Here is a 25,899-nt window from a genome sequence, read left to right on the forward strand (position 1 = left end):
TGGGCTCGCCCGATTTAACCCAGGCATCGCCTAACTTCAACGGCTAACTCAGACACCGCCTTTTTCGGATCATCATTTAATTTCTGTACAAGACTTGCCAATTTGTACAACTATGGCCTAGGCTGGCTTTAAGGTTGTACAAGGAGAGTCATTATGTACAAGTTTGAACCGCACACCATCCAGGTCGGCATCAGCGCCTGTCTCATCGGACAGCAGGTCCGCTTCGATGGCGGCCACAAACAAAGCCGCTTCTGCGTCGACGACCTGGGCCGCTACGTCACCTTTCGTCCCATCTGCCCAGAGGTGGCCATCGGCATGGGGGTCCCCCGCCCCACCATCCGCCTGGTTCAGGAGGAGATCATTCGGGTCAAGGCCTCGGACGACAGCTTCGATGTTACCGACAAGCTCACCCAGTTTGCCCAAGACACCTCGCCGGGGCTGGCGGGCCTCAGTGGTTACGTGTTCTGCGCCAAGTCGCCCAGCTGCGGCATGGAGCGGGTCAGCGTCTACCAACCGGCCACCAACAACGCCTCCCGCGACGGCATCGGCCTGTTTGCCGCCAGGGTGATGGCCGACCACCCCAACCTGCCGGTGGAGGAGAACGGCCGGCTCAACGATCCCAACCTGAGGGAGAATTTCGTCACCCGGGTGTTCGCCTACCACGACTGGCAACGCCATCGCGCCGCCGGCCTCACCCTGCAGGCGCTCTACCAGTTCCATGCCAGATACAAGTATCTGCTGATGGCGCACAATCCGGAGATCTACCGCTCGCTGGGGCAGGCCCTGGGGCAGGTGGAGGCAATCACCACCGAGTTCGAGCAGTTCTACGAGGCGCAGCTGATGAGCGCCCTGAAGCGCCACGCCAGTCGCAAGAACCACACCAACGTCCTGCAGCACATCCAGGGATACTTCAAACGGCAGCTGGGCAGCACCGAACGACAGGCGCTGGCCAACAGCATCGACAAGTACCGCACCGGAATACTGCCGCTGCTGGCCCCCATCACCCTGCTCCGGCACTACCTGACCCTCTACCCCAACGACTACATCAGCAGTCAGGTCTACCTCAACCCGCACCCCGAAGAAATGCAGCTGCGTTATGAACACTGACCCCACCCCCAGATACCCCATTGGCGATGTCGCCGACCGGACCGGCGTCAATCCGGTCACATTACGGGCTTGGCAGCGTCGCTTTGGCCTGTTAAACCCCGGGCGCACCGCCAAGGGTCACCGGCTGTACAGCGAACTCGACATAGAGCGTATCCGGCAGATCCTCGGCTGGCTGGAGAAGGGGGTGGCCATCAGCCAGGTCAAGGCGCTGCTCGATGAGCCGCACGCCGCCCCGGCGGGCGATCCCTGGCGGGAGCTGCAGCAGGCGCTGACCCGGGCGACAGTAACGCTGAACCGGGAGCGGCTCTACAGGGAGCTGGACCAGTTGACCGCACTCTATCCCTTCGAGCTGGCCGCGGACAAGGCGCTCCGCCCCTGGATCGCCGCACTGCAGCCACAGCTGCAGCCAAGGCCCGATGGCGACCTGCTGCTGGCCTGGGCGCACCAGCAGCTGGAGCTCTACCTGGCCGGTCGCACCCTGAGGGCTCAGCAGCAGCTGCCGGGTGAGGCCGCCCTGCTGCTGCTGCTTCGGGGAACCCCGCTGGAGGATGCCCTCACCGCCTGCGCCCTGAGTCTCGGCGGCGAGCGCTTTTCACAGCTGACGCTGTCGAGCCTCGACGGCTGCCAGCTGCTGCCGGCACAGCGGGTGCTGTGCTCCCTTCCCGCCCGCCTCCATGGCGGCGAACGCCGTGTGCTGGAGCGGATCCGCCAGAGGGGCGCCTCGCTGACCGCCGTGGGTCCCCTGGCCGCGGTGTACCGAGACGATCCCCTGTTCAAGGAGGCGGACCATGGCTGATCTCATCTGGTTTCGTAAGGATCTGCGGGTGGAGGACCACCCCGCCCTGACCCAGGCCTGTTGCGGCGCGGCACCGCCCGAAGCGCTCTACATCAGCACCCCGCGTCAATGGCAGGACCACGCCATGGCCCCCATCCAGGCGGACCTGCTGGAGCGTGCCGTCAACACCCTGGCAGAGCAGCTCGCCGTACTCGGCATCCGCTTGCATCACCTGCCACTGCAGGAGTTCAGTCAGGTTCCCCAGGCCCTCCACGCGTTTTGTCGTCGCCACGGCATCCACCGCATCCACGCCAGCGAGGAACCCGAGCTCAACGAGCGCCGGCGCGATCAGCAGGTAATTGAATCGGGGCTGGAACTTCACCTGTACCCGGGCCACTGCATCCTGCCTCCCGGCAGTGTCGTCAAGGGGGATGGCAGTCCCTACCGGGTGTTTACTCCCTTTCGCCGCGCCTGGATGGCACAGCTGCGCTCTGTCGACCTCACTCCTCTGCCCGCTCCAACCGGCTGGCAGCCACTGACAAAACCCGCAGCCATAAGGCTGGATACGCCCAAGCACAGCAGTGAACTGTGGCCGGTGGGCCCCGGCAACGCCCACCAAGTGCTCAACCGTTTCGTCCAGCAGCGGATGGCCCACTACCAGCTGAACCGCGACCGGCCGGCGCTGGAGGCCACCAGCACGCTCTCCCCCTACCTGGCCCTGGGGCTCATCTCTCCCCGCGCCTGCCTGCACGCCGCCCGCGGTCAGGACCCAGAGGCCCTGGAGGAGCGACCCGGCGGCGCCTTCAGCTGGATCAACGAACTGGCCTGGCGGGATTTTTACCGGCACCTGCTGGTGCAATGGCCTAAGCTAAGTAAAGGTAAGAATTTCAACTCATTGGCAGACAAGGTCCAGTGGGAATCCGGCGACGACAACTTCGACGCCTGGTGCCAGGGCCGCACCGGCTTTCCGCTGGTGGACGCCGCCATGAGACAGCTCAGCCAGACCGGCTGGATGCACAACAGGCTCAGGATGGTGGCCGCCAGCTTCCTCACCAAGAACCTGCTGATCGACTGGCGCCGGGGCGAGCACTGGTTCAGCCAGCGGCTGGTGGATGGCGATCTGGCCGCCAACAACGGTGGCTGGCAGTGGAGCGCCAGCACCGGCTGCGATGCCCAGCCCTACTTCCGCATCTTCAACCCGGTCAGTCAGAGCAAAAAATTCGATCCGGACGGCGCCTTTATCCGTAGGTATCTTCCTGAACTGGCACACTTATCGGACAAGGCGATCCACCTGCCCCCCGAGTCACTGCGGCCCGCCGACTACCCACCGCCCCTGGTGGATCTGGCCGACAGCCGCCGCCGGGCGCTGGATCGCTTCTCCGTGATGAAACGAGAGGATTACTGATCATGTCTCCAACGCCCCAGGTGGCCCATGTCGACCCCGCGGCACTGCTGCTGCGGCGCTTCGTAGCGCTGTACCAGCAGCTGGACCACGGCCAACTGCACCGGCTGGGGGAGGTCTACCATCCTCAGATCAGTTTTATCGACCCACTGCACCGGGTAGAGGGGCTGCCCGCCCTGACCCACTACTTCGACGGGCTGTACCGCCGTCTTAAGCAGTGCCGGGTGCAGATCCACGATCAGCTGGTGCAGGGGGATCAGGCGGCGCTTTACTGGACCATGGAGTTCAATCATCCCAGCCTCAACCACGGCGACACCGTCAGGCTCGAGGGTCATAGCCACCTGAAGTTCGGTGCACTGATCCATTACCACCGCGACTACTTCGATGCCGGGCAGATGCTCTACGAGCAGTTGCCGCTGCTGGGCAGCGTCATCCGCAGGGTGAAGCTGAGGGTCGCCCCATGAGAGTCCTGATCACCGGCGCCACCTCGGGGATAGGCAGGCAGCTGGCCCTCGATTACCGCGCCGAGGGCCATGAAGTGTTCGGCTGTGGCCGCAACCCGGCGGCGCTGCAGGAGCTGGCCGACGCCGGAATTCACCCCCTGGCCTTCGATGCCGGCGAGCGCCGGCAGGTGTTGGAGAGCCTCGCTGAACTGGCGTCGCTGGACCTGGTGATACTCAACGCCGGCAGCTGCGAATACATCGACCATCCCCGCCAGTTTGACGGCGCGCTGTTGCAGCGGGTGATGCAGACCAACGTCATCGGGGTCGGCTACTGCCTGGAAGCGCTGCTGCCCAGGCTGGCGCCGGGAAGCCGGCTGGCCCTGATGGGCAGCATCGCCAGCGAACTGCCCCTGCCCAGGGCCGAGGCCTATGGCGCCTCCAAGGCCGCCGTCGCCTACCTGGCCAGGACCCTGGCCCTGGACCTGCGCCCCCATGGCATCGGCGTCAGCCTGATCCGCCCGGGCTTTGTCCGCACCCCGTTGACCGACAAGAACGATTTCGCCATGCCGATGCGGGTGGAGGCGACCGAGGCCAGTCGGGTGATCCGCCGGGAACTGGCCAGGGGCGTCGCCGAGATCCATTTTCCGAAGCGCTTCACCCGGCTGCTGAAACTCCTGGGCAAACTGCCGGACAGGGCCTGGCAGCGGATCGCACTCAAAGGACTGAAACGATGAATAAGAAGATCGCCATCATCGGCAGCGGCATCTCCGGCCTCACCTGCGCCCACCTGCTGTCCCGGAGCAACTCGATCACCCTGTTCGAGGCCGGAGAGACCCTGGGGGGCCATACCGCCACCCTCGACGTCGACCATGGCGGCAGGCGCTGGGCCATCGACACCGGCTTTATCGTGTTCAACGACCGCACCTACCCCAACTTTCGCCGGCTGCTGGCACAGCTGAAGGTGCGCAGCCATCCCACCGAGATGAGCTTCAGCGTCCACAACCCCGCGAATGGGCTGGAGTACAACGGCCACAACCTGGACACTCTGTTTGCCCAGCGCAGAAACCTGCTCAGCATCCAGTTTCTCACCTTCCTCAACGAGATACTGAGATTCAACCGGCTGTGCAAGGCGCAGCTGAGGCGGGGACTGATCGGTGCCGATCACACCCTGGGTGAGTTCCTGCGCATCCACCGCTTCAGCGACTACTTTGCCCAGCACTACATCCTGCCCATGGGCGCGGCGATCTGGTCCTCCAGCCTGCTGGGCATGCGGCAGTTTCCCCTGCTGTTCTTCGTCCGTTTCTTCGACCACCATGGCCTGCTGAACATCAGCAACCGACCCCAGTGGTACGTGGTCAGCGGCGGATCCAGGGAGTATATCGCCCCGATGATCCGCAGCTTCAAGGAGCGGATTCGCCTCAACACCCCGGTAAAGGCGGTGCGGCGCCAGGGGGATCAGGTCCACCTGGAGCTGGCCAGCGGCCACAAGGAAAGCTTCGACGAAGTGATACTCGCCTGCCACAGCGACCAGGCCCTGACGACGCTGGCCGACGCCAGCGTTCAGGAGCGCCAGGTGCTCGGCGCCATCCCCTACCGGAATAACCAGGTGGTACTGCACACCGACACCAGGCTACTGCCAAAAAACCGCCGAGCCTGGGCCGCCTGGAACTACCAGTTGGACAGGGATCCCAGCCTGCCGGCCCGGGTCACCTACAACATGAACATCCTGCAGGGACTGCCGGCGGACGCCCCCACCTTCTGTGTCACCCTCAATCAGGGCGATGAAGTAGACCCGGACAAGGTGATCCGCACCTTCAACTACGCTCATCCGGTGTTCACCCGGGAGAGCCTGAACGCCTGCCGGCGCCGGGACACCATCTGCGGCCGCAACCACACCCACTTTGCCGGCGCATACTGGCACAACGGCTTCCACGAAGACGGGGTCCGCAGCGCCCTGGAGGTGTGTCGCCGCTTTGGAGAGACCCTATGATCGGCGGTTGCGGCTACTACCTGGGTTCGGTGCGCCATCGGCGCTTTACCCCGCGGCCCCACCGCTTCGCCTACCGGATCTATACCCTGGCGGTGGACCTGGATCATCTGGATCAGCTGGCGCACGGCCCCTGGCTCGGCCACAACCGGGCGGCACTGCTGAGCCTGCGCGATGGCGACTACCTGGAGGGGCGCGGCCTCAATCGCGACGCCGCCTGGCACAAGGTGAAGCAGCTCGGCGGCGACGGCAACCAGGGACCGGTGCTGTTTGTGGGTCAGGGACGCTGCCTGGGCCTCTACTTCAGCCCGGTGAACTTCTACTACTGCTTCCGGCCCGATCGCTCCCTGGCCTACCTGTTGGCGGAGGTCAGCAACACCCCATGGAATCAGCGCCACTACTACCTGGTGCCCGTCCAGGGGCCCCAGGTGACCGACAAGGCGTTCCATGTCTCCCCCTTCATGCCCATGGCGATGCGCTACCACTGGCAGATAGAGACACCGGCCGAGCGGTTGAAGCTGCAGATGGAAAATCACAGTGACCACAAGGCGTTCGACGTCACCCTGGCGATGACCCACCGGCCCCTGACCGCCGCCTCGGCGCGGACGCTGGTGCTGTCGATGCCGGTGATGACCCTGAAGATTCTGCTGTCCATCTATTGGCAAGCACTGAAACTGGCCCTGAAACGTATCCCCTTCATCCCCCATCCGGGACAAGACACGGAGAAGCCTCATGGATAATACCCTGACCCGCCCTGCCCCGGCCTGGCTGGACACCCTGGCCAAACGCACGCTGTTCTCACTGCTCCCGGGGCTCAGCGGGGGCACCCTGGTGATCCGGGATGGCGAACAGCACCGCTTCGGGCAGCCGGGGGGGATCAGCGCCGAGATCCGCATCCACCACCCCAGGGCCTACCGGCGCATCCTCCTCGGCGGCTCCATCGGCGCCGGAGAAGCCTATATCCAGGGGGATTGGAGCGCACCGAATCTGGTGCCATTGGTGCAACTGATGGCGAAGAATCTGGCGGTGTTGCAACGACTGGAGAGGAAACTGGCCTGGGCCGGACGAATCGCCGACCTGTGGCGCCACAGGCGCAACCGCAACAGCCGGGACGGCTCCAAACGCAACATCGTGGCGCACTACGATCTGGGCAACGATCTTTACCGGTTGTTTCTGGACCGGCAGTTGGTTTACTCCAGCGCCATCTTCCCGGAGAAGGACGCCAGCCTGGAGCAGGCTCAGGTGCACAAGCTGGACCTGATCTGCCAGCGCCTGGCGCTGAAACCCGGTGACTCTTTACTGGAAATCGGCACCGGCTGGGGCGCCCTGGCGATCCACGCCGCCCGTCACTACGGCGCCCGGGTCACCACCACCACCATCTCGGAGGAGCAGCATGCCTACGCCGCCAGCCGCATCGTCGAGGAGGGGCTGTCTGATCGCATCACCCTGTTGAAGAAGGACTATCGGGACCTGAGAGGCCGCTACGACAAGCTGGTTTCCATCGAGATGATCGAGGCGGTGGGCCACCAGTACCTGGCCACCTTCTTCCGCACCTGTCGGGATCGGCTCAAACCGGAGGGCCGCATGCTGATCCAGGGGATCACCATCGCCGACCAGAGGTACGATGCCTACCGTCGCGGCGTCGACTTCATCCAGAAGTACATCTTTCCAGGCGGCTGCCTGCCCTCGGTGGAGCGGCTGGCCCATCACGTGGCCCGCGACACCGACATGGTGATCACCGCCCTGCACGACATCGGCCGCGACTATGGCCGCACCCTGGCGCACTGGTCCCGGCGTTTCAACCAGGCCCTGCCCCAGGTGCGCCAGCTGGGCTATGGCGAAGACTTTATCCGCATGTGGCAATTCTACCTGGGCTACTGCGAAGGGGCGTTCTATGAGCGGGCGATCAGCACCGTCCACATGGTGGCCGACAAGCCCGGCTACCGCCCCTGAGGAGCAACGCTACAGCCAACGGCGGACTGTGCGGCGGTAGAGCTCGAATTTCTCGCCGAACAGCCCCGCCATCATCCGCTCTTCCGGGCGGATCTGGAACCGGTTCATGTAAAGCACGAAGGGGATGAGCACCAGCAGGGAGAGCAGGTGCGACAGGAAGCAGCCCCAGGCAGTCAGGCCCAGTAGCAGCCCCAGGTACATGGGGTTGCGGCTGACGCGATAGATGCCGCCGGTCACCAGGGTGGAGGCGTTCTCAGGCTTGGTGGGGTCGACCGTGGTCTTATGCCGGTGAAACGCCATCACCCCGCCCAGGCCGGCGATGGCGCCGAGCATTAGGAACAGTGCCGTCAATTCCAGGCGGATGCCGGCAGGCAGGATCTGCGCCCCCAGGGGACACTGGGCCACCAGCCACATCAGGCCAGCGGCCAGTAGCGCCACCAACACCGGTGGCAGTTTCAACTCCAACTTGTTCATTCGCACTCCCTGTACCTGCAACGTTTGGGGCCCTCTCCAGGTTGACCCACGGTTTTGCGGCACAGATTAACGGAAAGCCGAACAGAAGTCGCGAAGATTCCTCACTTTTGATGTGGAATTGGGCCTACAGGGGGACGACCCGCAGCTCCACCGACAGATCCGCCACCTGCAGCGACGCCGGCTTGCCGGGGCCCACCATCACATTGGTGGAGAGGCGGCTGTGGCCACTGCGCGCCTCGGTGCTGATCATCACCAGGCCGGAGCGACCCACGGGGTCCGCCAGCAGCGCCAGCCGGTGGCCGCCGCCCAGATGCAGGATCTCCGGCTCTCCGGCCCTGAGGCTGAGGGTAAACTCGCCGTAGTCGGAGCTCACCGACGCCAGGGCACACTCCTCCAGTTCATTCGCCTGCACCAGCAGGGGCACCAATACCAGTGCGGCCAGCCATCCTCGCATCCCGTCTCTCCCTTTCTGTGAACCTGAATCACACCTTAACCGAACTGCATTCATGCGCAAGTGATTTGCATTAATACCAAGGTCGCATTGCATCCGGATGACAGGGTTCGGGGTGGCAGGGCGTTTTGGGGGGCGGCAACGCCCCCATGGCCGGTCATTTCTGCGGGTTGATCAGGGTCACGTGACGCTGGGGGAAGGGAATGTCGATGCCGTTGGCCTTCAGGGTCTTGAACAGCGACAGGTTGGTTTCAAACTTGGCCTGGTAGAACTGCTCGCTGGGCACCCAGTAGCGCACGCCCAGGGTAATGGCGCTGTCGCCGAAGCCGTCGATCCCCACCTGGGGCGTCTGCGACTGATCCACCAGCGGGCTGGCCGACAGCACGTCCAGCAGCGCCCCGATCGCCTGGTCGGGATCGGCGCTGTAGGCGATGCCAATCTCTATCTCCACCAGCAGGGTGTCGAAGGAGTTGTGCAGCACCTCGCCGACGATGTGCTTATTGGGCACCGAGATCTCCTGGCCCTCCTCGTTGACCAGGATGGTCATCCCCAGCTGGATCTCCTTCACTACCCCGAACACCCCCTTGACGGTGATGGTGTTGCCCACCACGAACGGGCGGGTGACGATGATGGTCACCCCGGCGGCGTAGTTGGAGAGCATCCCCTGCATGGCCAGGCCGGCGCCGAGTCCCGCCGCACCGATGGTGGCCACCAGCGGGGTGACGCTGATGCCGAGCTTGCCCAGGGCGATGATCCCCACCAGCACGATTACCACTATCTTGGCGATATTGGCCACGAAGGTGGCCAGGGTAATGTCGAGGTCGTGACGGGTCATCAGCGCCAGCAGCGCCCGGGAGACCCGGCCTCCCAGCCAGATGCCGATGAAAAAGATCACCAGGGCACCGAGGATCTGGAAGCTGTAGGTCACCAGGAACTCGGTCACCAGTTGGTAGACCATCTCCATCTGCGCCAGCTCCTGGCTGAGAATGTGTTCATCCATAGTCTCTAACCTTCTCTAATTTTGTTTTTTTATCCAGCTTAGTCCTGAACGCTTTGTGCGTCCCGCTCCGCCACCCGGAACCGGGAGGCCAGGCGGCTGTAGCCCAGGCCGTTGACCTTGTTCACCTTGAGTTGCACCGGAATGCGCTCCTTCATCGCCTCCACATGGCTGATGACACCGATCATCTTGCCGCTGGCGTTGAGGGTATCCAGGGCATCGAGGGCGGTGTCCAGGGTCTCCCCATCCAGGGTGCCGAACCCTTCGTCTAGGAACAACGAGTCGATGCTGGTCTTATGACTGACCAGATCGGACAGGGCCAACGCCAGCGCCAGGCTCACCAGGAAGCTCTCTCCACCGGAGAGGGTTCGGGTATCGCGTACCGCCTCCCCCTGCCAGGTATCGACGATCTGCAGCGCCAGCTCCTCTCCCGCTCGCCGCTGCAACTGGTAGCGGCCGTGGAGCCGACCCAGCTGGCGGTTGGCCAGGTGCACCAGGTGGTCCAGGGTCAGTCCCTGGGCGAACTTGCGGAACTTGTCCCCCTCACGGGAGCCGATAAGGCCGCTGAGGTAGGCCCAGTCGTCATACTGGCTGCGCGCCTGCTCGATCTCCTCAAGCAGCCCCTGCAGGCCGGCACGGCGCTGGTTGTCGCCGTCCAGCTGCGCCTTGATCGCCGCCATGGCGGTGATCAGCTCGCGGATGGCGTCGTTGGTGGCCTCCACCTCGGCGTTGAGGCTCTCCAGGGTGGCCTCCTCCCCCAGCGCCTTGGGCCTGGAGCCTCGGTGGAGCGCCAGCGCGTCAACCGCCTGGGTCACCAGCGCCTGGGCGCCGGCGAGCCTGCGCTCCAGCTCGCCCTTGAGCCGGATCAGCGCCTGCTTCTCCTCGTCGCTGAGCAGCGCCTGCTCCAGCTGGGTCTGACTGGCGAAGATGGAGTGGGCCATCTCGTTCTGCAGCAGCTTGCTGGCGCGGCTCCAGCGTTCGGTCAGCTCCCGCTTGCTCTCCTCCAGCTGGGCCAGCTGACCCTCGAGGGCGGCGGCCTGACGCTCGGCCTCGCCGCGGCCATGGCGGGCCGCCTCCATCCTGTCGCTGGCCTCGGCCAGCGCCGACTCCAACCTTGCCCGCTCCTGCTCGACGGTGCCGTCGCCGAACAGCGCCTGGCGCCGGGCGTTGAGACTGTCACACTGCTCCTTGAGCTCACTCCAGGCGCTCTGGGCCCCCTGATACTCCAGGGCGGTCTGGGTCTCCCGCTCGGCGGCGCTCTGGCGCTGCTCCTTAAGCTGCACCTCCACCTGGCTGTGCCGGGCCAGGGTCTGCTGGGCCAGCTCCCACTGCTGCACCTGCTCCCGAAGCCGGGCCAGCCAGGCGTGCGCCTCTCCGGCCTCCGGCAGGGTCAGCCCCAGCTCGGCCAGCTCCGGGGTCAGGGCGGCCATCAGGGCATCGCGGTCCCGGGCAATCTCGTCGGCGCGCTGACGGGCGGCGCTGAGGGCCTGACGAACCGACTCCTCCTCGGCGGCCAGTTGGCTGCCGCTGAGCTGCAGCTGGTGGTGGTGATCGCGCACCTTGGACAGGGCCTCCCTGGCCTGCTGGCAGGCGCGGCTGCCCTGATCCAGCTCAGCCAGCTTGCGTTCGAGCTTGGCCTTGCGGGTCTTGCAGGTCTCCAGGTAAGTGTTCAGGCGCTCGCTGTCGCCGATGTCCGCCGAATCGGCGATCTTCAGCGCCAGGCACTGTTCGCTCCACTGGGCGGTGACCCGCTCCAGCTTCTGCCCCAGCTCCTCGAGCTCCTTCGCCTTCACCTGGGACTGCTCCTGGGCCAGCTTCTGCTGCTCCGCCAGGCGGGTGCCCTGCTCTTTGAGGGACTCCACCCTCTGCTGCAGTGCCGCCAGGCGCTTCTCGGTATCGCTGACGACGATTCCCTGGTAGGCGGTCACCGCCGGATGGTCGGTGGAGCCGCACAGGGGACAGGCTTCTCCGGCCACCAGCTTGGCCCGCTCCGCTTCGAGGGAGTGGATTTTGCGCTCCTGCTCCAGCAGCTTCTCCACATCCCTGAGCTGCTGATGCTCTGTCCTGAACTGCTGACGCTTGTCGGTGAGCTCACTGCCGATGCGCTTGAGCTCCTGGGCCAGCTTGTCGGCCAGTTGGGCACGCTCATCCCGCTGGGCCTTGAGCTCGGAGTAGCGCTCGCTGAGGGCCTTGAGTTGACTGCGCCCCTCCTGGCCCGCATCCAGGCCGGCCAGCTTGGTCTTGATCACCTCCAGCGGCTGCTCGCCCTGCTCCGCCAGGGTCGACTCCGCCTGGGCCAGCGCGGTGGCGGCGGCGGTCAGGTCGGCCTCGGCCTGTTGCAGCTCGGCGGTGACCGGCTCCCGGGCCTGCTGCAGTGCCGCCAGGCGCTGGTTGCCCTGGTCCAGCTCAGGCGCCAGGCGGGCCGTCCCCTGCTCCAGGCGGGTCAACTGCTCCAAACGGCTCTGCCAGCCGGAGAGCCTCTGGCCCAGCTGGCCATGGCTGGCGTGCTGCTCAAGGTAACTCTGGGCTTTGGCCAGCTGCTGCTGGGCGAGCTTTAGATCGGTCTCTCTCTGTTTGAGCTGGGCCTTGGCCTGCTCCCAGGCCTCGGCCCGGACGCTCTTCGCCTGCTCTGCCGAGCTCAGCCCCTGAATCAGCTGCTGCAACTGGGTATCCAGGGGGATCACCTGGCTGAACAGCGCCTCGCCCTCGGCCCTGGCCTGCTGCGCCTTGTCCCGCTCGGCGCCAGCCTCGGCCAGCTGCTGCTCGGCCTGCTGCTGACGCTGCTGGCACTGCTGTTTGGCCTCGACCAGTTCCGCCAGCTGACTGCGACAACGTCCCAGCTGCTGCTCCGCCTCCTGCACCTCGATAAGCCGCGGCCGCAGCCGCTCCGCCGGCTCGCTGCGGGTCAACCGGGCCAGTTGCTCCTGCTGGCGCTCCGACTCCTGCTCGGCCAGGGTGCACCTCTCCTTGGCGGCGTCGATGCCCTGGACCAGCTCCGCCTCCTTCTGCAGCCAGCCCTGCAGAGACTTGAGCTCGCTGAGCCTGGCCTGCAGCGCCTGCTCCTGAAGGCGATCGGCGCCGCGCTTGCCCTGCAGAGTGTCGCGCTGCTCGTCGCTCATCAGATCCACCCCCTCCGCCTTGGCGTTCAGGGTCTCCAGCCGCGTCTTGGCCTGCCTGTGGTTGTCGAACACCTGGCGGGAGATGCGCCCGTAGATCTCGGTGCCGGTCAGCTCCTCCAGCAGCTCGGCGCGCTCGTTGGCGCTGGCGTTGAGGAAGGCGGCAAACTGCCCCTGGGACAGCAGCATCGATTTGGTGAAGCGGCCGAAATCCAGCCCGGTCAGCTGGGCCACCAGCTCCAGCTTGTCCTTGATCTTCTCCGCCAGGATGGTGCCATCGTCGATGCGCACCAGCTCCACCACCGGCGGCTGCAGCTTGCCGTCGGCTGCCAGCCTGGCCCGGCGCTGGCTCCAGAAGGCGCGGTAGCCCTGCCCCTTGACCTCGAACTCCACCTCGGCCAGCGACTCGCCGGTGCCCCGGGTCATCAGCTCGTTCTGGGTGGGCGACACAGACAGCCGCGGCGTCTGGTGGTACAGGGCCAGGCAGATGGCGTCCAGCAGGGTGGTCTTGCCGGCGCCGGTGGGACCGGTGATGGCGAACAGGCCGTTGCCGGCGAAGGGCTCGGCGGTGAAATCCACCTTCCACTCCCCCTTGAGGGAGTTGAGGTTCTTGAATCTCAGGGAGAGGATCTTCATGACTGGGCCTCCTCGGTGTGGCTGGGCTCGGCCTGGTCCCGGAACTCGGCGGGCGCCTCGGGCTTAGATTCCGGCTCAAGATCGGGATCGTCCAGCTGTGACAGCACCTGGTCAAACAGCCCCTGCAGCCGCTGGCGACGCTCGGCCCCCAGCTCCCCGTCGAACAGCTCCTCCTGCAGGCGGCGTTGGAACACCTCCTGGACGCTGAGCTCCGCCAGGGTCTCGTTCTGCTGCTGCTCCAGGGCCTGGGCCCGCAGCTGCCTGGCCCTACGCAGCAACAGCACCTCCACCGGCAGCCCCTCGGCCAGGGCCTCCACCCGCTGCTGCAGGTCGTTCAGGTACTCGTCGCTCTCCACCTCAATATCCAGCCACACCGGCCGCTCGGGCGAGGCGTTGGCAAAGCCCTGCAGCTGCTGCTCGATCTCCGCCAGGCTGCCCTTGACCATCGCCATCGGCTGGAAGGCGGGCACCGGCAGCGGGGTGATGCTGGCCAGCCTCTGGCCGTCGAACTCCACCATCAGCACCGACTTGTCACTGCCCAGCTCGTCGAAACTCAAGGGAATGGGGGACCCGCAGTAGCGGATGTGCTCCTGGCCGCCGACCCGCTGGGGCCGGTGGATATGGCCCAGGGCGATGTACTCCGCCGGCGGGAAATGATCCGAGGGGAAGGCATCCAGGGTGCCCACGTAGAGATCGCGCACCGACTCGGAGGTGGTCGCCCCCAGGGTGGTCAGGTGGCCGGTGGCGATGATGGGAATCTCCAGTTCTCGCTCCGCCCGCAGTACCGCCGCCCGCTCGTACAGGCCACGGTAGTGATCGGCGATCGCCTGCTGCAGGTTCTGGCGCTTGTCGGAGACGCTCTCCCCCGCCTGACTGCGCACCAGGTCGCGGGGACGCAGATAGGGCACGGCGCACAACAACGCCAGCAGTTCACCCTGATCGTTGGTCAGTTCCAGCAACTGCTCCCCCTCGTCACCGCCGGCGATCACCCGGGTGTTGAGGTACTCCATCAGCTGGCGGCTCTCGTTGAGGGTCGACACCGAATCGTGGTTGCCGGCCAGCACCACCAGTTGGCACCCCAGCTTCTGGAAGGAGACCACCAGGCTGTTGAGCAGCGCCCTGGCGTAACTCGGGGGGGTGCCGGTGTCGAACACATCCCCGGCGACGATCACCGCATCGATCCGGTGAGTGTCGACCTGGGCCAGCAGCCAGGCGAAGAATTCGGCGTGTTCTTGGATTCGGCTCTTGTTGTAGAAGTGCTGCCCAAGGTGCCAGTCAGAGGTGTGAAGAATGCGCATCGGCTAAACAGAAAAGGCTTCTTTGAAAACAGGAGGATAACCCTTATCCACGCCAGTTTACAGTTCCCGGTGGCCAAATGGGGGGATCTTTACCGGTGAGAACCTGGCCGAGGATGACGGCAACCATTCGGCTACCCTGGTGATTGCCAGTCAACGTCGAACGACGGGGGCGGCTGCCGCCGGCTCGCCCCGCAGAAGACGCCCCTCAGAACTTCAGGTTAACCAACCGATTGGCATCCTGGTGCTGCCGCGTGAACGCCCCGGCGCAAAAAATTGGCCGCAGGGTTCCCCTACAGGTAGCAGACGTAATCGGCCGGGTCCGGCGACTTCTTGTTGGGCGCCTTGGACAGCGGCGTGCCCAGGTAGAGGAAGCCGACAATCTGGTCCTCACCCTCGACGCCCAACGCCTGGCGCACCACGGGGTCGAAGGCGTAACTGCCGGTGCGCCAGATCCCACCCAGCCCCAGCGCCTGGGCCGCCATCTGCATCGCCATGGCGGCGCAGCCGGCACTCAGGTGCTGCTCGATGGCCGGCACCTTGGGGTGGGCCTGCACCTTGGCGATGACGGTGATCACCATGGGCGCCCGGGTGGGCAGCAGCCTGGCCCGGGCCAGCGCCTCGCCGCTCTCCCCCTTGGCCTGGGCGGCCCGGTAGAAGATCTCGCCCAACTTCAGCAGCCCCTCCCCCTGGGCAATGACGAACTGCCAGGGGGTCAGCGCCGCGTGATCCGGCGCCTTGACCGCGGCGGCGAGGATGGTGTCCAGCTGGCTGGCGTCCGGGCCCGGTTCGGTCAGCCGTGGCGAGGAGTGTCGTTGGGTAAGAAGGGTCAGGGCATCCATGGCCGCTCCTGCAAATGGGAATGATTTAGCCAACACTCTACCAGAGAAGTGCTGCGCAAAAGACACCCCGCCATTTTCAGCGGCTCGATTGCCGTTATCGGCTTTCTCGACCATATTTATTGCAGGCCATTCATATACAGGGGAAAAAATGATGAAAAGGACCAGCCTGACTCTCGCGACCCTGCTCGGCGTCGCCCTGTCCCTCGGCGTCCAGGCAGATGGGGGTGGCCCCGGCGGCCCGGGCAGCCAGGAACCCCAGCAGGCCAACCAGGCGCACAAGGCACGACAGCAGCAACAGCGTGACGCCCGCAAGGCCCTGCAGGCGCAGGAACGCCAGGCCAGTAAGGACCAGCGGACGGTTGAGCGCGAAGCGAGAAAGAACCGGGAGGAGTTGCAGCGCAGCGCCCGAAAACGGCAGGACGCCGAGCGGCGCCAGGCCCGCAAGGACCAGCACCAGTATGACCGGGAGGCGCGCCAGGAGCGCGACGAGTATCAGCGCGAAGCCCGCAGGGAACAGAGCGAATTTGAGCGCGAGGCGAGGAAAGCGCAGCAGGAGTCGCAGCGCGAGGGGCGAAAGGCCAAGAACGGCAACAAAGAGTAGGCTCGAAGCCCACCTCCTGACGCGTGCCATGAGAGCCCCGCCTAGGCGGGGCTCTCATGGTATTGGAGTGTGGAAGGTGTGACGACCCACAACAGGGGGCGTCCGGCCCGGGACCGAGCTAATTAGGGTTGGAAATGGTCGCTCACCGGGGTGTCCAAGCCGGCCTTTTGGGGCCCGGCATGGACAGAACTGTGCCTATAGACAGGGGGCCTCAAGCAGGGCCGCAGTGTTGCTGCGTCCCTTGGCTTGTACGGGTTTTAACCGTGAGAGGCACTGGCTCGTTGAGAGCCCTCTTGGATACACGCTTTGAAATTACCCACTGAAATTTCTTTTGCGTGAAGCTCAATCCCGCCTGCATTTTTGTAGGTTGTATAATCCTTATTTGGCATGTCAGTTGATATATACCAGGCATTACCATCAATATTCTCCGAGCATGAACCAGGGAATGTGAGTGTCCAGGTACTCCTCAGAAAGCATTTCTTTTCCGTTTGAATGTAGGTGCCCTCGGTTTTTACAGTATCACCTTTGGAGCCAAATATTTGCGTAATCGTCACTTCCGTTGCAGGACCATCAATGCCGCCCGCGTGTTTATTTATAAAGAAGTTCCAATTGCCTTTCAGTTTGCTATTTTCCAATATAAAGCTGTCACACTTTGAAATCCCGTAATCATGAAAAGCCTTTAATAAAGTCTGGTCGTCGTTCGCTAAAGCCGGATTGACCAAAGCAACCCCAAAAGAAAGTGTTGACGCGATCATTAGTTTTGTTTTCATCTATTGTCCCCTAAACTCAAAGGTAATGTGTTTGGTTTGATTGATCTATAGCGCCCTGCCCAAGAGACGCAAAAAAGTAACTTTCAACAATTGTCAAGGCGCAAGCGAAAGCCAGCCTTGTTTCAACTCGACTGCAGTTCCTCGTTAAATGTTCAAAAGGTTTGGTGCAGTGACGATAGCTAGGAAAACATACATCATCACGCTACCGACCGACTTCAACTTTGCCTCTCAATCTGTCACTACGCTTGAACTTTAGCAACCTCCCTATTAAATTTCACTAGGTACTTAGCGCACTCAACTTCATCCTTGCTGCATGAGATTTTTCAGCCACACCTTTCGCAGGTGGGGAAGTAGAATTTGCCCTCAACCTTAAATTTGTTTCAGGCTAATCATAACAGAATGAAACAAGCCAAGCATTGACTCCGATGATTATGCATTGAAAACTCAGCACCTTCATGTTCACTCAATTTATGACACATAACGCTCCGCATATCTCGTGAATATGATCTCCAGACGATATCTCTGTCAAAAAACTGAAGAAAGACAACAATAGCCATCGTCAAAAGAATAATGGTTACTGCAGGCTTAACCCTCAAATTGATGCCACAAAACTTAGTTTCATTTTTAGTTGATGAAAGGCCAGGTACGCCATATATCTTCTCTACTGTATTGAGGACCCTTCTTGCCGATGCTGCGGTATTGGCAAAGCGGGAATACAAATGCCACAACAAAAAAACAACCACAAAGATTCCTGCGGCAGATACACTCAACGACATTGGGTCGCTGCTAGACACCTTTTCCGTAAAGAGAAAACTAAAAACAACAAAGGCACCTGCAATTGCAAAATAGGAAACAGTATCGTAGTGCCTTACTTCATACCCAAGATTAGCATAGCCTTGAGAAGGGAAGTGATTTAGATCATAGTTTGATATATCCACCCATTTTTCTTTCAGCTCCGCGATTGCGCGCTTTTCATGGCTAATCTGTTTAGATAAAAGGGCTTTGTTTGATGAGTTCTTTGATGCTTCATAAGTCAAGTGATATTGCTGCAAGACTCGACCGAATATATACTTTACTCGCATCATGTGAAATTCAGATGTAATGACATGAACTTCTCCAACCTCCCCCATGCCATTGAGAAACTTTAAAACTCCAAAAGCATCTTCCAATGTATTGGAAGTTTTAGTATGAGGCAAAATCCTATCAGGATTGATTCCTTCCCCTACTAAATACGAACCCAATAATTTTCCATGAGGTGTTGATGATGCGTTGAAATTCTTTCCGAAAGACCCCGTCGGGATTACTGAGTATTCACCATTGTTTTTCAAAAAGTCAATTGCGGCATTGGCCCGAAAAATGGTCGTCTCGGAAAGATTTTCGTCTTCATCATTTTCATTCCCCAGAAGCACCAATATCTTAATTCCCTCACGACTCATCTCGCCTCCCTAATATCTATCTTGCAAAAAGTTGGATGCCTAGACATCATGATTCCCTGTGCGAGTGTCGGCCTCCTGCGTTTTATCGTGGGTTAGTAAAACCAGAGCCACACTGTTTGTTAGGCATCAAACACCGCAGGAGGTCGACATGGTTAAAATTAACACACTTTTCGTCGGACTGGACGTACACAAGGAAAGCACTGATGTCGCTTTGATTTCCGATTCGATGGGGGACACTGTGCGCTACTACGGCACGGTTTCCACCAACATTAGGGCCTTCGACAAATTGCTGAAACAGCAGGCGACCAAGGCCAATCAACTCTGTGTTGTCTATGAAGCCGGTCCGTGTGGCTTCTGGCTCTACCGCCATCTCCAAAATCGAGGTATCGACTGCTGGGTCATTGCTCCTGCCCTCATTCCAAAAGCTCCCGGAGACAGGGTTAAGACCGACAGGCGCGATGCCTGTGCCTTAGCTCGTCTGGCCCGCTCTGGTGATATCGCACCCATTTATGTTCCTGACGCCAGAGATGAGGCGATCCGCGACCTCATTCGCTGCCGTGAGGATGCCATGTTGGACCTGCGCCAGGCTCGCCAACGTCTCAAGTCGTTCCTGCTTCGCAATGGCCATCCCTGTAGTGGCCGCCAAAACTGGACCGACGCCTATAAGCGTCATTTGGCCGACATCCACTTCCTCGAACCTGCCCAGAAGATCACCTTCCAGGATTATATCCACACCGTCACCGAGCGTTACGAGCGGCTGCAGCGCCTCGAGGTCGAAATGGAGACAATGGCCGAATCCTGGCGCTGGTATCCCTTGGTACAACAATTCACCGTGCTTCGAGGCATCCGCTTCCTGTCGGCCATCACCCTAATGGCGGAGTTGGGAGACTTGAGGCGCTTCTCCAGCCCCAGACAGTTGATGAATTTTGTTGGCCTCACTCCCAACGAGTACTCCAGCGGCGCCAGGGAGAAGCGTGGCCACATCACCAAGTGTGGCAATACCCATGCGCGACGCATCCTGATTGAAGCCGCCTGGTCCTACCGCTTCAGCCCCAAAGTCTCACGTGACCTGCAGATACGCCAGCAGCACCACTCTCCCAAACTGCAGCAGCGCTCCTGGGAGATTCAGCTGCGGCTGTGCGCCCGCTTTCGGCGCTTGCAGGCGCGGGGCAAGGAGTACAACAAGGTGGTTACCGCCGTCGCCAGAGAGTTCACTGGCTACCTCTGGGACATTGCTCAGCGCTTTGAACCAGAGCGACGCGTCCACTTGGGTTAACAATCAGGAAAACCATCCTGGTGAGACAGACCGGCGGCAGTGGTGAGAGCAACCCTCGACGGCGTTAGGCGTTCAAATACGCGATCCTAGAATGAGGCAAGGCTCCAGCGGCGCAAACAAGTAATGCGGATAACCAAACCCGCGAATATCAGCAAGGTCAACCGCCGAACATTGACTTGCCAAAGGTCGCTCACCGGGGTGTCCAAGCCGGCCTTTTGGGGCCCGGCCTGGACAGATCTTTGCCTATTGACAGGGGGAATCATATCAACGCCGCATTAAGGTGTGAGCGACGTTTGGCTATACTTGAGCGAAGCGAAAATGCCAAGCGTTGCGAATCACTCTTAAATGCTTTGTTAGGCATTTTTTTCTAACTTTTTAATCTCATCGTTTAACTGAGCTAAAAGAGTATCAACATCATCGCGGGTTAGATTGTCTTCTATGTGTTTAGATAGCCACGGATCTGTGTTTATGTTAATTGCAATTTCAATTGAACCGTCAGGCATTTGCTCTTTTTCAACACTTTCGAGAACAAAACCATCGAAATTCCAAGCTTCAAAAACACGATCAACATTGCGTTCAATCTGCTTTTCTCGCGTTAAGTCCATAGTTAAGTATTCAACTAGGGACTTATGAAACTCAGACTTTTTCCATGCTTCTTTCACTGATTCACCAACCGTGACCGCGAGTAAACCTAAGGCTGCAGTGGTTACCAAGCCAGTAATGGTGATGCTACCGCGCTCAATTTTTTCGATGTAGTAAGCATCGATATGATTCAACTTACCTTTGAGCTTGTCACGAATTGATTGTTTTTCTGAAGGACTCAAATCGCTTTGATTCACCAACACCATTACTTCTTGATATTGAATTTCTCGAATAACCGACGAAAATTTTTTAAGGATGGAGCGAAATGTACGGTCAGATACAAGATCTAACGTAGGGTGATAAATTTTAAAATATATATCTTTCATAAGATTTGGGGCTAGAGTCTAGGCTTATGCCGTTAGTAACACAATTTTAGCGAAAGTATGACTATATCAGGGACTGACGACCTAAACCGCTGAGCCATCGACATTTTTACTTATTCCCTGTCGGAATGTCAAATGTTTAGGTAATGCCTAACATTTTAATATGCGGAACCGTTCCGCCTTTCACTCATCGAGATTGTCCGCCTATCCCCGATTTGCTTACGGCGCGGCTCTCGTTGAAAATCCCCTTGATTCCGGCAGTTCGGAGCCTTGACCAGAGATCCAGGGCAAGCTGAATTGCGCGAAAGGCGGCCCCAGCTTGGGGAAAGGCGGAAGATCACTTCAACTGTATGTATATACAGTAACTATTGGTTCGCCACGGTTAGCGTTTGCAAACATATAAGCCATTGATATTATTCGACTATAATCCAGGCGTCGTTTTCATCAGGGTAAGCTCCGCCATCTGGCCAGGCGGTTGAGCCTGCCACGGAGCGATCCTTCCTAGCCTATCTGGCTGATTTTTAAGAAAGTAACGTTACAACTTTGACGCGGGCTTTTCAAAGGGGTCAAGTCACATGATGGGTCGGCATCAGTAAAATTCAGCACCATTTCAGACTCCAGGCGGTGTAGCTTCACGTCGCAATCCTATGACTTCGATTCTGGCGCGGACCATGGTCGTAGTACTATGTGGCCACCGATCCCAATACCGGAGTTTCCATGCCCCATTTCGTCATCGACTGCGCTCAAGAGGTGCTTGAAGGCCGGGACCAACAGGCTGTCCTGCGCGCCCTGCACCAGGCCGCCCTCGCCTCCGGCCTGTTCAACGAGGCCGCCATCAAGGTGCGCATCAACTCCTATGCCACCTACCTGGCCGGCGGCAGTCAGGATCCCTTTATCCACCTGTTTGCCCATATCCTCGACGGCCGCACCGCCGACCAGCGGGCCGAACTGTCCAAGCTGATGGTGGCCGAGTTGACCAGACTCTTCCCCGAGGTGCCCAAGATCGCCGCCAATGTCTATGAGATGAGCCGGCAGGACTACGTCAGCCGGCAGATGCTGGAAAGCGGCGACGGCCACTGATGACGGTGCTAGTTACCGGCAGTGCCGGACGCATCGGCCGCGCCATCTATGTTCACCTGGCCAATCTGGGGTACCCGGTAAGGGGCGTTGACCAGACCCCCTGCTCCACCGCCGATCTGGTGGGGGATCTCTGTAACGGCGAGGTTCGTCGGCAAGCCCTTGAGGGTGTCACCGCCCTGGTGCATACCGCGGCGCTGCATGCGCCCCACGTAGGACTTTGCAGCGACAGTGAGTTTGAGCGCATCAATGTGCAGCTGACCCAGGCGCTGGTCACCGAGGGGGTCAACCAAGGGCTGCGACAGCTGGTGTTCACCAGCACCACCGCCCTCTATGGCCATGCGTCCAAACCGACTCAGGGTCGCGCGGCCTGGGTGGATGAGCAGGTGACGCCGCAACCCAGAAACGTCTACCACCGCAGTAACCTGGCGGCGGAGAGCTGGCTCAGGCAATTCAGCCAGGAGACCGGTTTGCCGGTGACCGTGCTACGCATCTCCCGCTGCTTCCCCGAGGCGGTGGATACCATGGCGGTGTTTCGTTTAAGCCGGGGCATCGACGCCAGGGATGTGGCCTGCGGTCACGAGTTGGCCCTGCGCCACGCCCTGCCCGGCTTTACCCTGTTTAACCTCTCCGGTGCCACCCCCTTCAACAAGGGGGAGACCGAGGCGCTCTATCGCGATGCCGCCGCCCTAATTCGAAAGAAGCTGCCGCGGCTCGCCGATGAGTTTAAACGCCGCGGCTGGGGCCTGCCCGCCTCGCTGGATCGGGTCTACGATGCCGGTGCCGCCACCACCGCTCTGGGGTGGCAGCCGCAGCACGGCGTCGAGTCGGTGCTGGCCCTGTATGACCAGGGGTTGGCCGAGGTGCTGCCCCCGGGCTGGCAGGCCGCCAGATAGAGGGCCAGATTAAATGGGCTGTGTCTGAGTGAGCCGTTGAGGTGATTCAATGCCTTGCTCTAAACGGACTGGCCCATGTCATGACACACTCGCACATGAATGGGCACTCGGTGCGCTTTTCAACAGACACTGGCCCCTGACGTTGGTCAGGATGACGATGGTGCGTGTGATGCAGGGCGCACCCGGTAGCCAGGCTCGGGAGTGATCTGCAGCTCGGTACAGAGTGGATTCACCCCACTGCGGCCCCCGCCAGCACGGTCATGCCGGCGCATGCCGCTATCCAGAGGCTGTACCTGCAAGGAGTTGGGGACCTCTGGGACCGATGTCGACAGACACTGGACCCTGACGTTGGTCAGGGTGACGATGGTACCTAGGATACGGGGCGCACCAAAGAAAGTCCGGTGCGCTCGGCACCGGGCTGATTGGTTTGGTAGCCTGCTGCCGTCAGGCCCGCTCTTTCGGCCCGAACAGGTGATCCAGACTGGTGTACCTGCCGCCTCCCATGAAATAGAGGGCCAGCAGCATCACGAAGTAGGTGATGGCGAACTCGATGCCATTGTTGAGGATGACAAACTTGCCCGAGGAGGTGAGCCATTCGTAGTTGCCGTGCTGCTGCAAAATGGCGTTGGCGCGCTCCAGTTTCTCCGGGGCGGCCATCACCTGGTCGTTGGCCAGCCAGCTGGAGGCGTCGGCGATGGCCAGCCAGCCGTTGTCCCAGTGCACCGCAAAGGCGGCCACCAGCATGGTCACCATCAGCGGCAGGCTGATGAGGCGGGTGAACAGCCCCAGGATCAGCAGCAGGCCACCGACAAACTCGGTGCCCGCCGCCAGGGCCGCCATCACCTCGGGGAACGGCAGCCCCAGGCCCCATTCGGGGTTGCCAAACCAGGCGGCGGTGTCCTCGAAGTGGCTCAGCTTGTTGTAGCCGGCCTGGACAAAGATCGGCGCCAGGTAGAGACGGATCGCCAGGGGGGCCAGTCCCTCCAGAGACTGGGTTGCCCGGAAGAAGCCTTGCCACAGATGGATCAGAGCCTGCATAACTATATTCCTTTTAAGTTACTACTGACTAAGATGACCGGCGTGGTGACCCCTGGCTTTCACCGAAGTTAATTTTTTGATAAATCAGCCAGATCATCTATCAAAGAGCCTAGCTCACGATTCAGTCTCTTGCGCTGCTTTCCGGTGAGGCTGGCGTTGATCGACTCCAGGGCGTCGGCGAAGTTGTGCTGGTTGATGGTCAGTTGCGCCCGGTAGCCGGCGGGACGGATCTTGTCCGGGGTGACCAGCAGCAGCCTGAGCTCACTCTGCAGCCGCTGGCCGTCGCTGCGGTTGCGCAGCGCCTCACCGAAGCGCTCCTGCCACGCCTGGCGATAGGCCACCCACAGGTCCATGGACTGGTGGCGCTCATGGTTGAAGTCGTCGACCGCCTGGCGCTGCAGCGGGGTCAGCTTGCCCACCCAGCGCTTCAGGCTCTTGGCGGTGCGCTTGTTGGCCCGGGCCACGCGCTGGTCAAAGTCCTTGTTCAGGTAGCGATCAAGGTCTTTCTGGTTTTCTCTGCGAATGTTGGCCAGCAACTGCTCCACCTGCTCATCGGTCAGGGTCTGCATCAGCGGCACCAGTCTGGGCATCAGGTGATCGAAGATCCGCAGCCAGTGCTGCTCCAGGCGGCCGATGTGGGCCAGGGCGTCTTCGGAGGTCAGTTGATGGTTGATCTGGTGCCTGAGGGTCAGCAACTGGTGGCGGTACCTGGGCAGCTCCTCGCGACGGTGCCACGCCAGCATCTCGTCCACCATATCCTCGAACTGCGTCTCCTGGGAACGGGAAAGGTCAACGTAATCCGCCACCTCCCACTCGATGATCCAATCCAGCCAGTTATAGACAAACTTGGTGCTGCAGCCGGTCAACACCAGCGCCAACACCATCACAAGCACCCACCGTCCCTTCAAGGCCCACTCCCGGTTTGCGAACCGATCAATGTTGTTAACCCACTGTTAGAGCAGGACTCTGTGCGGAAAGTTCCGGGGACCAGGCTAGAGAGGTAGCCGCGACGCAAGCCCCTGGGCCAGCAGTTGCCGGTAGCGGTCGGCCCACGGCGTCAGTTGGGCCGGGTCGCCGCCCTTGGCCAGGGCCTGCCGACACCAGCTAAGGCAGGTCAGCAGGTAGAGCTGACCGGCGGCGTGCAGGGCGGCCTGTTCCCTGGCATCGACGTCAACCCCCACGGCGCGGTAATAGGCGGGCGCCGCGCTGGCCATATCGGGCCATTCCAGCATCAGGCAGGCCAGGTCCCACAGCGGGTGACCAAAACCGGCGTACTCGAAGTCGATCAGGCGCAGCCGCTGTTGCCCCTGGTGTGACCCACTGAGCCAGTTGCCGCGGCTGGGATCATGGTGGGTCATGCCGGGCCTAAGCCGGCTGGCCAGCAGCTGCTGCTGCAGGGCTGCGCCCTGCGGCCCCAGTCCCCCGGCGTAATCCAGGCGCGCCGGGGCAATCGGCAATTGGTGAAACCGGGCGAGCAGTTCGGCCGCCTGCACAGGCGCCAGCACCTCTGCCCGGCTTCCCCAAAGCTCAACAATGGAGAAGCGGTGGGTCGGATCCCAGTAGAGCAGCTCCGGTGTCAACCCCGCCCTGGCGGCGCCCTGCCAGGCGAGACGCTCGGCGGCGCGATCGGTGTCCATCCGCGCCCCGGCGCCGTGAACCCTCAGCAGCGCCCGGGGCTCACTGGGATCAATGCGGTAGAGGGCGTTAGCGCTGCCGCCGCCGAAGGGGCTCAGCCTGGCGCCGGCGTAGGCCGGCACCTCGCTGAGCAGGACCTCAGGCGAACGCCGGCTCACCCTGACTCCGGTAGGCGCTGCGCCAAGTGAAGTAGCTGGCCAGGGCCAGGCCCACATAGAGGACAAACAGACCGCTGGTCAGCAGCAGCTGCTTGCTGATGTAGAGGTAGATGGAGACCAGATCGATCACCACCCAGTAGAGCCAGTTTTCCACCACCTTGCGGGCGGTCATCACCGTGCCCACCACCGCAAAGCAGGTGGTGGCGGAGTCCAGGTAGGCCATGTCGGCGTGGGTGTAGTTGTCCATCACATAACCCAGCCCCAGCGCCACCAGGGTGGTGAGGCCGATCACCCTCAGGTGGCGATCGGCGCTCCAGACCTGGTAGTTCAGCCCCTCTCCCCGGCCGCCGAAACGCCACTGCCAGAAGCCGTAGAGTGCCATCAGCAGGTAGTAGCCGTTGAGCACCGACTCCATCAGCAGCGACACCTCCCAGAACAGCAGGGTGTAGATCAGGGTGCTGAAGAACGCCGCCGGCCAGCACCACAGGCTGCCGCGCATCGCCAGCAGCAGGTAGGCCAGGGCCAGCACCACCGCCACCCCCTCCCACAGGGTCATGGCGCCGGCCTGG

Annotated in this window: 25 protein-coding genes; 12 read left to right on the plus strand and 13 right to left on the minus strand. The window is 61.6% G+C overall.

Going from position 1 to position 25,899, the window contains the following annotated elements; genetic code table 11:
- Positions 1 to 153 precede the first annotated feature (153 nt).
- The 8 genes from FCL40_RS05425 to FCL40_RS05460 are packed head-to-tail and all read left to right on the plus strand — an operon-like array spanning position 154 to position 7,667.
- Positions 154 to 1,107 (plus strand): YbgA family protein, encoded by a 954-nt coding sequence (locus FCL40_RS05425; RefSeq protein ID WP_136852106.1) that lies wholly within the window; start codon positions 154 to 156, stop codon positions 1,105 to 1,107.
- Positions 1,097 to 1,903, plus strand: coding sequence for a MerR family transcriptional regulator (locus tag FCL40_RS18880; RefSeq protein ID WP_205729093.1), 807 nt, complete (start codon positions 1,097 to 1,099; stop codon positions 1,901 to 1,903). The genes FCL40_RS05425 and FCL40_RS18880 overlap by 11 nt, the downstream gene beginning before the upstream one ends.
- Positions 1,896 to 3,287 (plus strand): deoxyribodipyrimidine photo-lyase, encoded by a 1,392-nt coding sequence (gene phrB, locus FCL40_RS05435; protein ID WP_136852108.1) that lies wholly within the window; start codon positions 1,896 to 1,898, stop codon positions 3,285 to 3,287. Before FCL40_RS18880 ends, phrB begins: the two co-directional genes overlap by 8 nt.
- A gap of 2 nt (positions 3,288 to 3,289) precedes the next feature.
- On the plus strand, positions 3,290 to 3,748 hold the full coding sequence (locus tag FCL40_RS05440; protein WP_136852110.1) for a nuclear transport factor 2 family protein: 459 nt from the start codon (positions 3,290 to 3,292) through the stop codon (positions 3,746 to 3,748).
- Positions 3,745 to 4,461, plus strand: coding sequence for an SDR family NAD(P)-dependent oxidoreductase (locus FCL40_RS05445; RefSeq protein WP_136852113.1), 717 nt, complete (start codon positions 3,745 to 3,747; stop codon positions 4,459 to 4,461). Before FCL40_RS05440 ends, FCL40_RS05445 begins: the two co-directional genes overlap by 4 nt.
- Positions 4,458 to 5,717: an NAD(P)/FAD-dependent oxidoreductase gene (locus tag FCL40_RS05450; RefSeq protein WP_136852115.1), complete on the plus strand. Its 1,260-nt coding sequence runs from the start codon at positions 4,458 to 4,460 to the stop codon at positions 5,715 to 5,717. The genes FCL40_RS05445 and FCL40_RS05450 overlap by 4 nt, the downstream gene beginning before the upstream one ends.
- Entirely contained in the window at positions 5,714 to 6,454 is a 741-nt protein-coding gene (locus FCL40_RS05455; protein ID WP_136852117.1) for a DUF1365 domain-containing protein, read from the plus strand. Before FCL40_RS05450 ends, FCL40_RS05455 begins: the two co-directional genes overlap by 4 nt.
- Positions 6,447 to 7,667, plus strand: coding sequence for an SAM-dependent methyltransferase (locus tag FCL40_RS05460; RefSeq protein ID WP_136852119.1), 1,221 nt, complete (start codon positions 6,447 to 6,449; stop codon positions 7,665 to 7,667). Before FCL40_RS05455 ends, FCL40_RS05460 begins: the two co-directional genes overlap by 8 nt.
- A gap of 9 nt (positions 7,668 to 7,676) precedes the next feature.
- On the opposite strand, the gene FCL40_RS05465 is transcribed toward FCL40_RS05460, so the two are convergent.
- The 6 genes from FCL40_RS05465 to FCL40_RS05490 all read right to left on the minus strand — a co-directional run bounded on the left by FCL40_RS05465 (position 7,677) and on the right by FCL40_RS05490 (position 15,478).
- Positions 7,677 to 8,141, minus strand: a complete 465-nt coding sequence (locus tag FCL40_RS05465; RefSeq protein WP_136852121.1) for a methyltransferase family protein — start codon at positions 8,139 to 8,141, stop codon at positions 7,677 to 7,679.
- Positions 8,142 to 8,265: 124 nt separating this feature from the next.
- On the minus strand, positions 8,266 to 8,595 hold the full coding sequence (locus FCL40_RS05470) for a hypothetical protein (RefSeq protein ID WP_136852123.1): 330 nt from the start codon (positions 8,593 to 8,595) through the stop codon (positions 8,266 to 8,268).
- 154 nt (positions 8,596 to 8,749) lie between these two features.
- Positions 8,750 to 9,592, minus strand: a complete 843-nt coding sequence (locus tag FCL40_RS05475; RefSeq protein WP_136852125.1) for a mechanosensitive ion channel family protein — start codon at positions 9,590 to 9,592, stop codon at positions 8,750 to 8,752.
- 38 nt (positions 9,593 to 9,630) lie between these two features.
- Positions 9,631 to 13,341 (minus strand): AAA family ATPase, encoded by a 3,711-nt coding sequence (locus FCL40_RS05480; protein WP_136852127.1) that lies wholly within the window; start codon positions 13,339 to 13,341, stop codon positions 9,631 to 9,633.
- The gene (gene sbcD, locus FCL40_RS05485; RefSeq protein WP_136852129.1) at positions 13,338 to 14,639 is read right to left on the minus strand and encodes an exonuclease subunit SbcD; all 1,302 of its coding nucleotides are present in this window, start codon (positions 14,637 to 14,639) and stop codon (positions 13,338 to 13,340) included. Before sbcD ends, FCL40_RS05480 begins: the two co-directional genes overlap by 4 nt.
- A 290-nt stretch (positions 14,640 to 14,929) precedes the next feature.
- The gene (locus FCL40_RS05490) at positions 14,930 to 15,478 is read right to left on the minus strand and encodes an NAD(P)H nitroreductase (protein ID WP_136852131.1); all 549 of its coding nucleotides are present in this window, start codon (positions 15,476 to 15,478) and stop codon (positions 14,930 to 14,932) included.
- Between the two features lie 151 nt (positions 15,479 to 15,629).
- Between FCL40_RS05490 and FCL40_RS05495 the strand changes: the two genes are divergently transcribed.
- The gene (locus FCL40_RS05495) at positions 15,630 to 16,079 is read left to right on the plus strand and encodes a hypothetical protein (RefSeq protein WP_136852133.1); all 450 of its coding nucleotides are present in this window, start codon (positions 15,630 to 15,632) and stop codon (positions 16,077 to 16,079) included.
- A 257-nt stretch (positions 16,080 to 16,336) separates the two neighbouring features.
- Here the strand turns inward: FCL40_RS05495 and FCL40_RS05500 are convergent, their stop codons facing one another.
- Both FCL40_RS05500 and FCL40_RS05505 read right to left on the minus strand, forming a co-directional pair.
- The gene (locus FCL40_RS05500; protein ID WP_136852135.1) at positions 16,337 to 16,849 is read right to left on the minus strand and encodes a hypothetical protein; all 513 of its coding nucleotides are present in this window, start codon (positions 16,847 to 16,849) and stop codon (positions 16,337 to 16,339) included.
- 389 nt (positions 16,850 to 17,238) lie between these two features.
- A complete protein-coding gene (locus FCL40_RS05505; RefSeq protein WP_136852137.1) occupies positions 17,239 to 18,285 on the minus strand; it encodes a YdcF family protein in 1,047 nt (348 codons plus the stop codon).
- Positions 18,286 to 18,433: 148 nt separating this feature from the next.
- On the opposite strand from FCL40_RS05505, the gene FCL40_RS05510 reads away from it, so the two are divergent.
- Positions 18,434 to 19,561, plus strand: coding sequence for an IS110 family RNA-guided transposase (locus FCL40_RS05510; protein ID WP_136852139.1), 1,128 nt, complete (start codon positions 18,434 to 18,436; stop codon positions 19,559 to 19,561).
- 353 nt (positions 19,562 to 19,914) lie between these two features.
- Here FCL40_RS05510 and FCL40_RS05515 read toward each other — a convergent pair whose 3' ends face one another.
- Positions 19,915 to 20,529 (minus strand): hypothetical protein, encoded by a 615-nt coding sequence (locus FCL40_RS05515; RefSeq protein ID WP_130270170.1) that lies wholly within the window; start codon positions 20,527 to 20,529, stop codon positions 19,915 to 19,917.
- A gap of 714 nt (positions 20,530 to 21,243) precedes the next feature.
- Here FCL40_RS05515 and FCL40_RS05520 point away from each other — a divergent pair.
- Positions 21,244 to 21,606, plus strand: a complete 363-nt coding sequence (locus FCL40_RS05520) for a 5-carboxymethyl-2-hydroxymuconate Delta-isomerase (RefSeq protein WP_136852141.1) — start codon at positions 21,244 to 21,246, stop codon at positions 21,604 to 21,606.
- Positions 21,606 to 22,499, plus strand: a complete 894-nt coding sequence (locus FCL40_RS05525; protein WP_136852143.1) for an NAD-dependent epimerase/dehydratase family protein — start codon at positions 21,606 to 21,608, stop codon at positions 22,497 to 22,499. Before FCL40_RS05520 ends, FCL40_RS05525 begins: the two co-directional genes overlap by 1 nt.
- A gap of 444 nt (positions 22,500 to 22,943) precedes the next feature.
- On the opposite strand, the gene FCL40_RS05530 is transcribed toward FCL40_RS05525, so the two are convergent.
- The 4 genes from FCL40_RS05530 to pnuC all read right to left on the minus strand — a co-directional run bounded on the left by FCL40_RS05530 (position 22,944) and on the right by pnuC (position 25,886).
- Positions 22,944 to 23,537, minus strand: coding sequence for an HvfX family Cu-binding RiPP maturation protein (locus FCL40_RS05530; protein ID WP_136852145.1), 594 nt, complete (start codon positions 23,535 to 23,537; stop codon positions 22,944 to 22,946).
- A gap of 68 nt (positions 23,538 to 23,605) precedes the next feature.
- On the minus strand, positions 23,606 to 24,445 hold the full coding sequence (locus FCL40_RS05535; protein WP_136852147.1) for a DUF6279 family lipoprotein: 840 nt from the start codon (positions 24,443 to 24,445) through the stop codon (positions 23,606 to 23,608).
- An 84-nt stretch (positions 24,446 to 24,529) separates the two neighbouring features.
- On the minus strand, positions 24,530 to 25,330 hold the full coding sequence (locus tag FCL40_RS05540; RefSeq protein WP_136852149.1) for a phosphotransferase: 801 nt from the start codon (positions 25,328 to 25,330) through the stop codon (positions 24,530 to 24,532).
- Positions 25,311 to 25,886 carry a nicotinamide riboside transporter PnuC gene (pnuC, locus tag FCL40_RS05545; RefSeq protein ID WP_136852235.1) on the minus strand — a complete coding sequence of 192 codons (576 nt, stop codon included), beginning with the start codon at positions 25,884 to 25,886 and terminating at the stop codon, positions 25,311 to 25,313. Before pnuC ends, FCL40_RS05540 begins: the two co-directional genes overlap by 20 nt.
- Positions 25,887 to 25,899: the final 13 nt, after the last annotated feature.

The organism is Ferrimonas sediminicola, from assembly GCF_005116715.1.
GTDB classification, from domain to species: domain Bacteria; phylum Pseudomonadota; class Gammaproteobacteria; order Enterobacterales; family Shewanellaceae; genus Ferrimonas; species Ferrimonas sediminicola.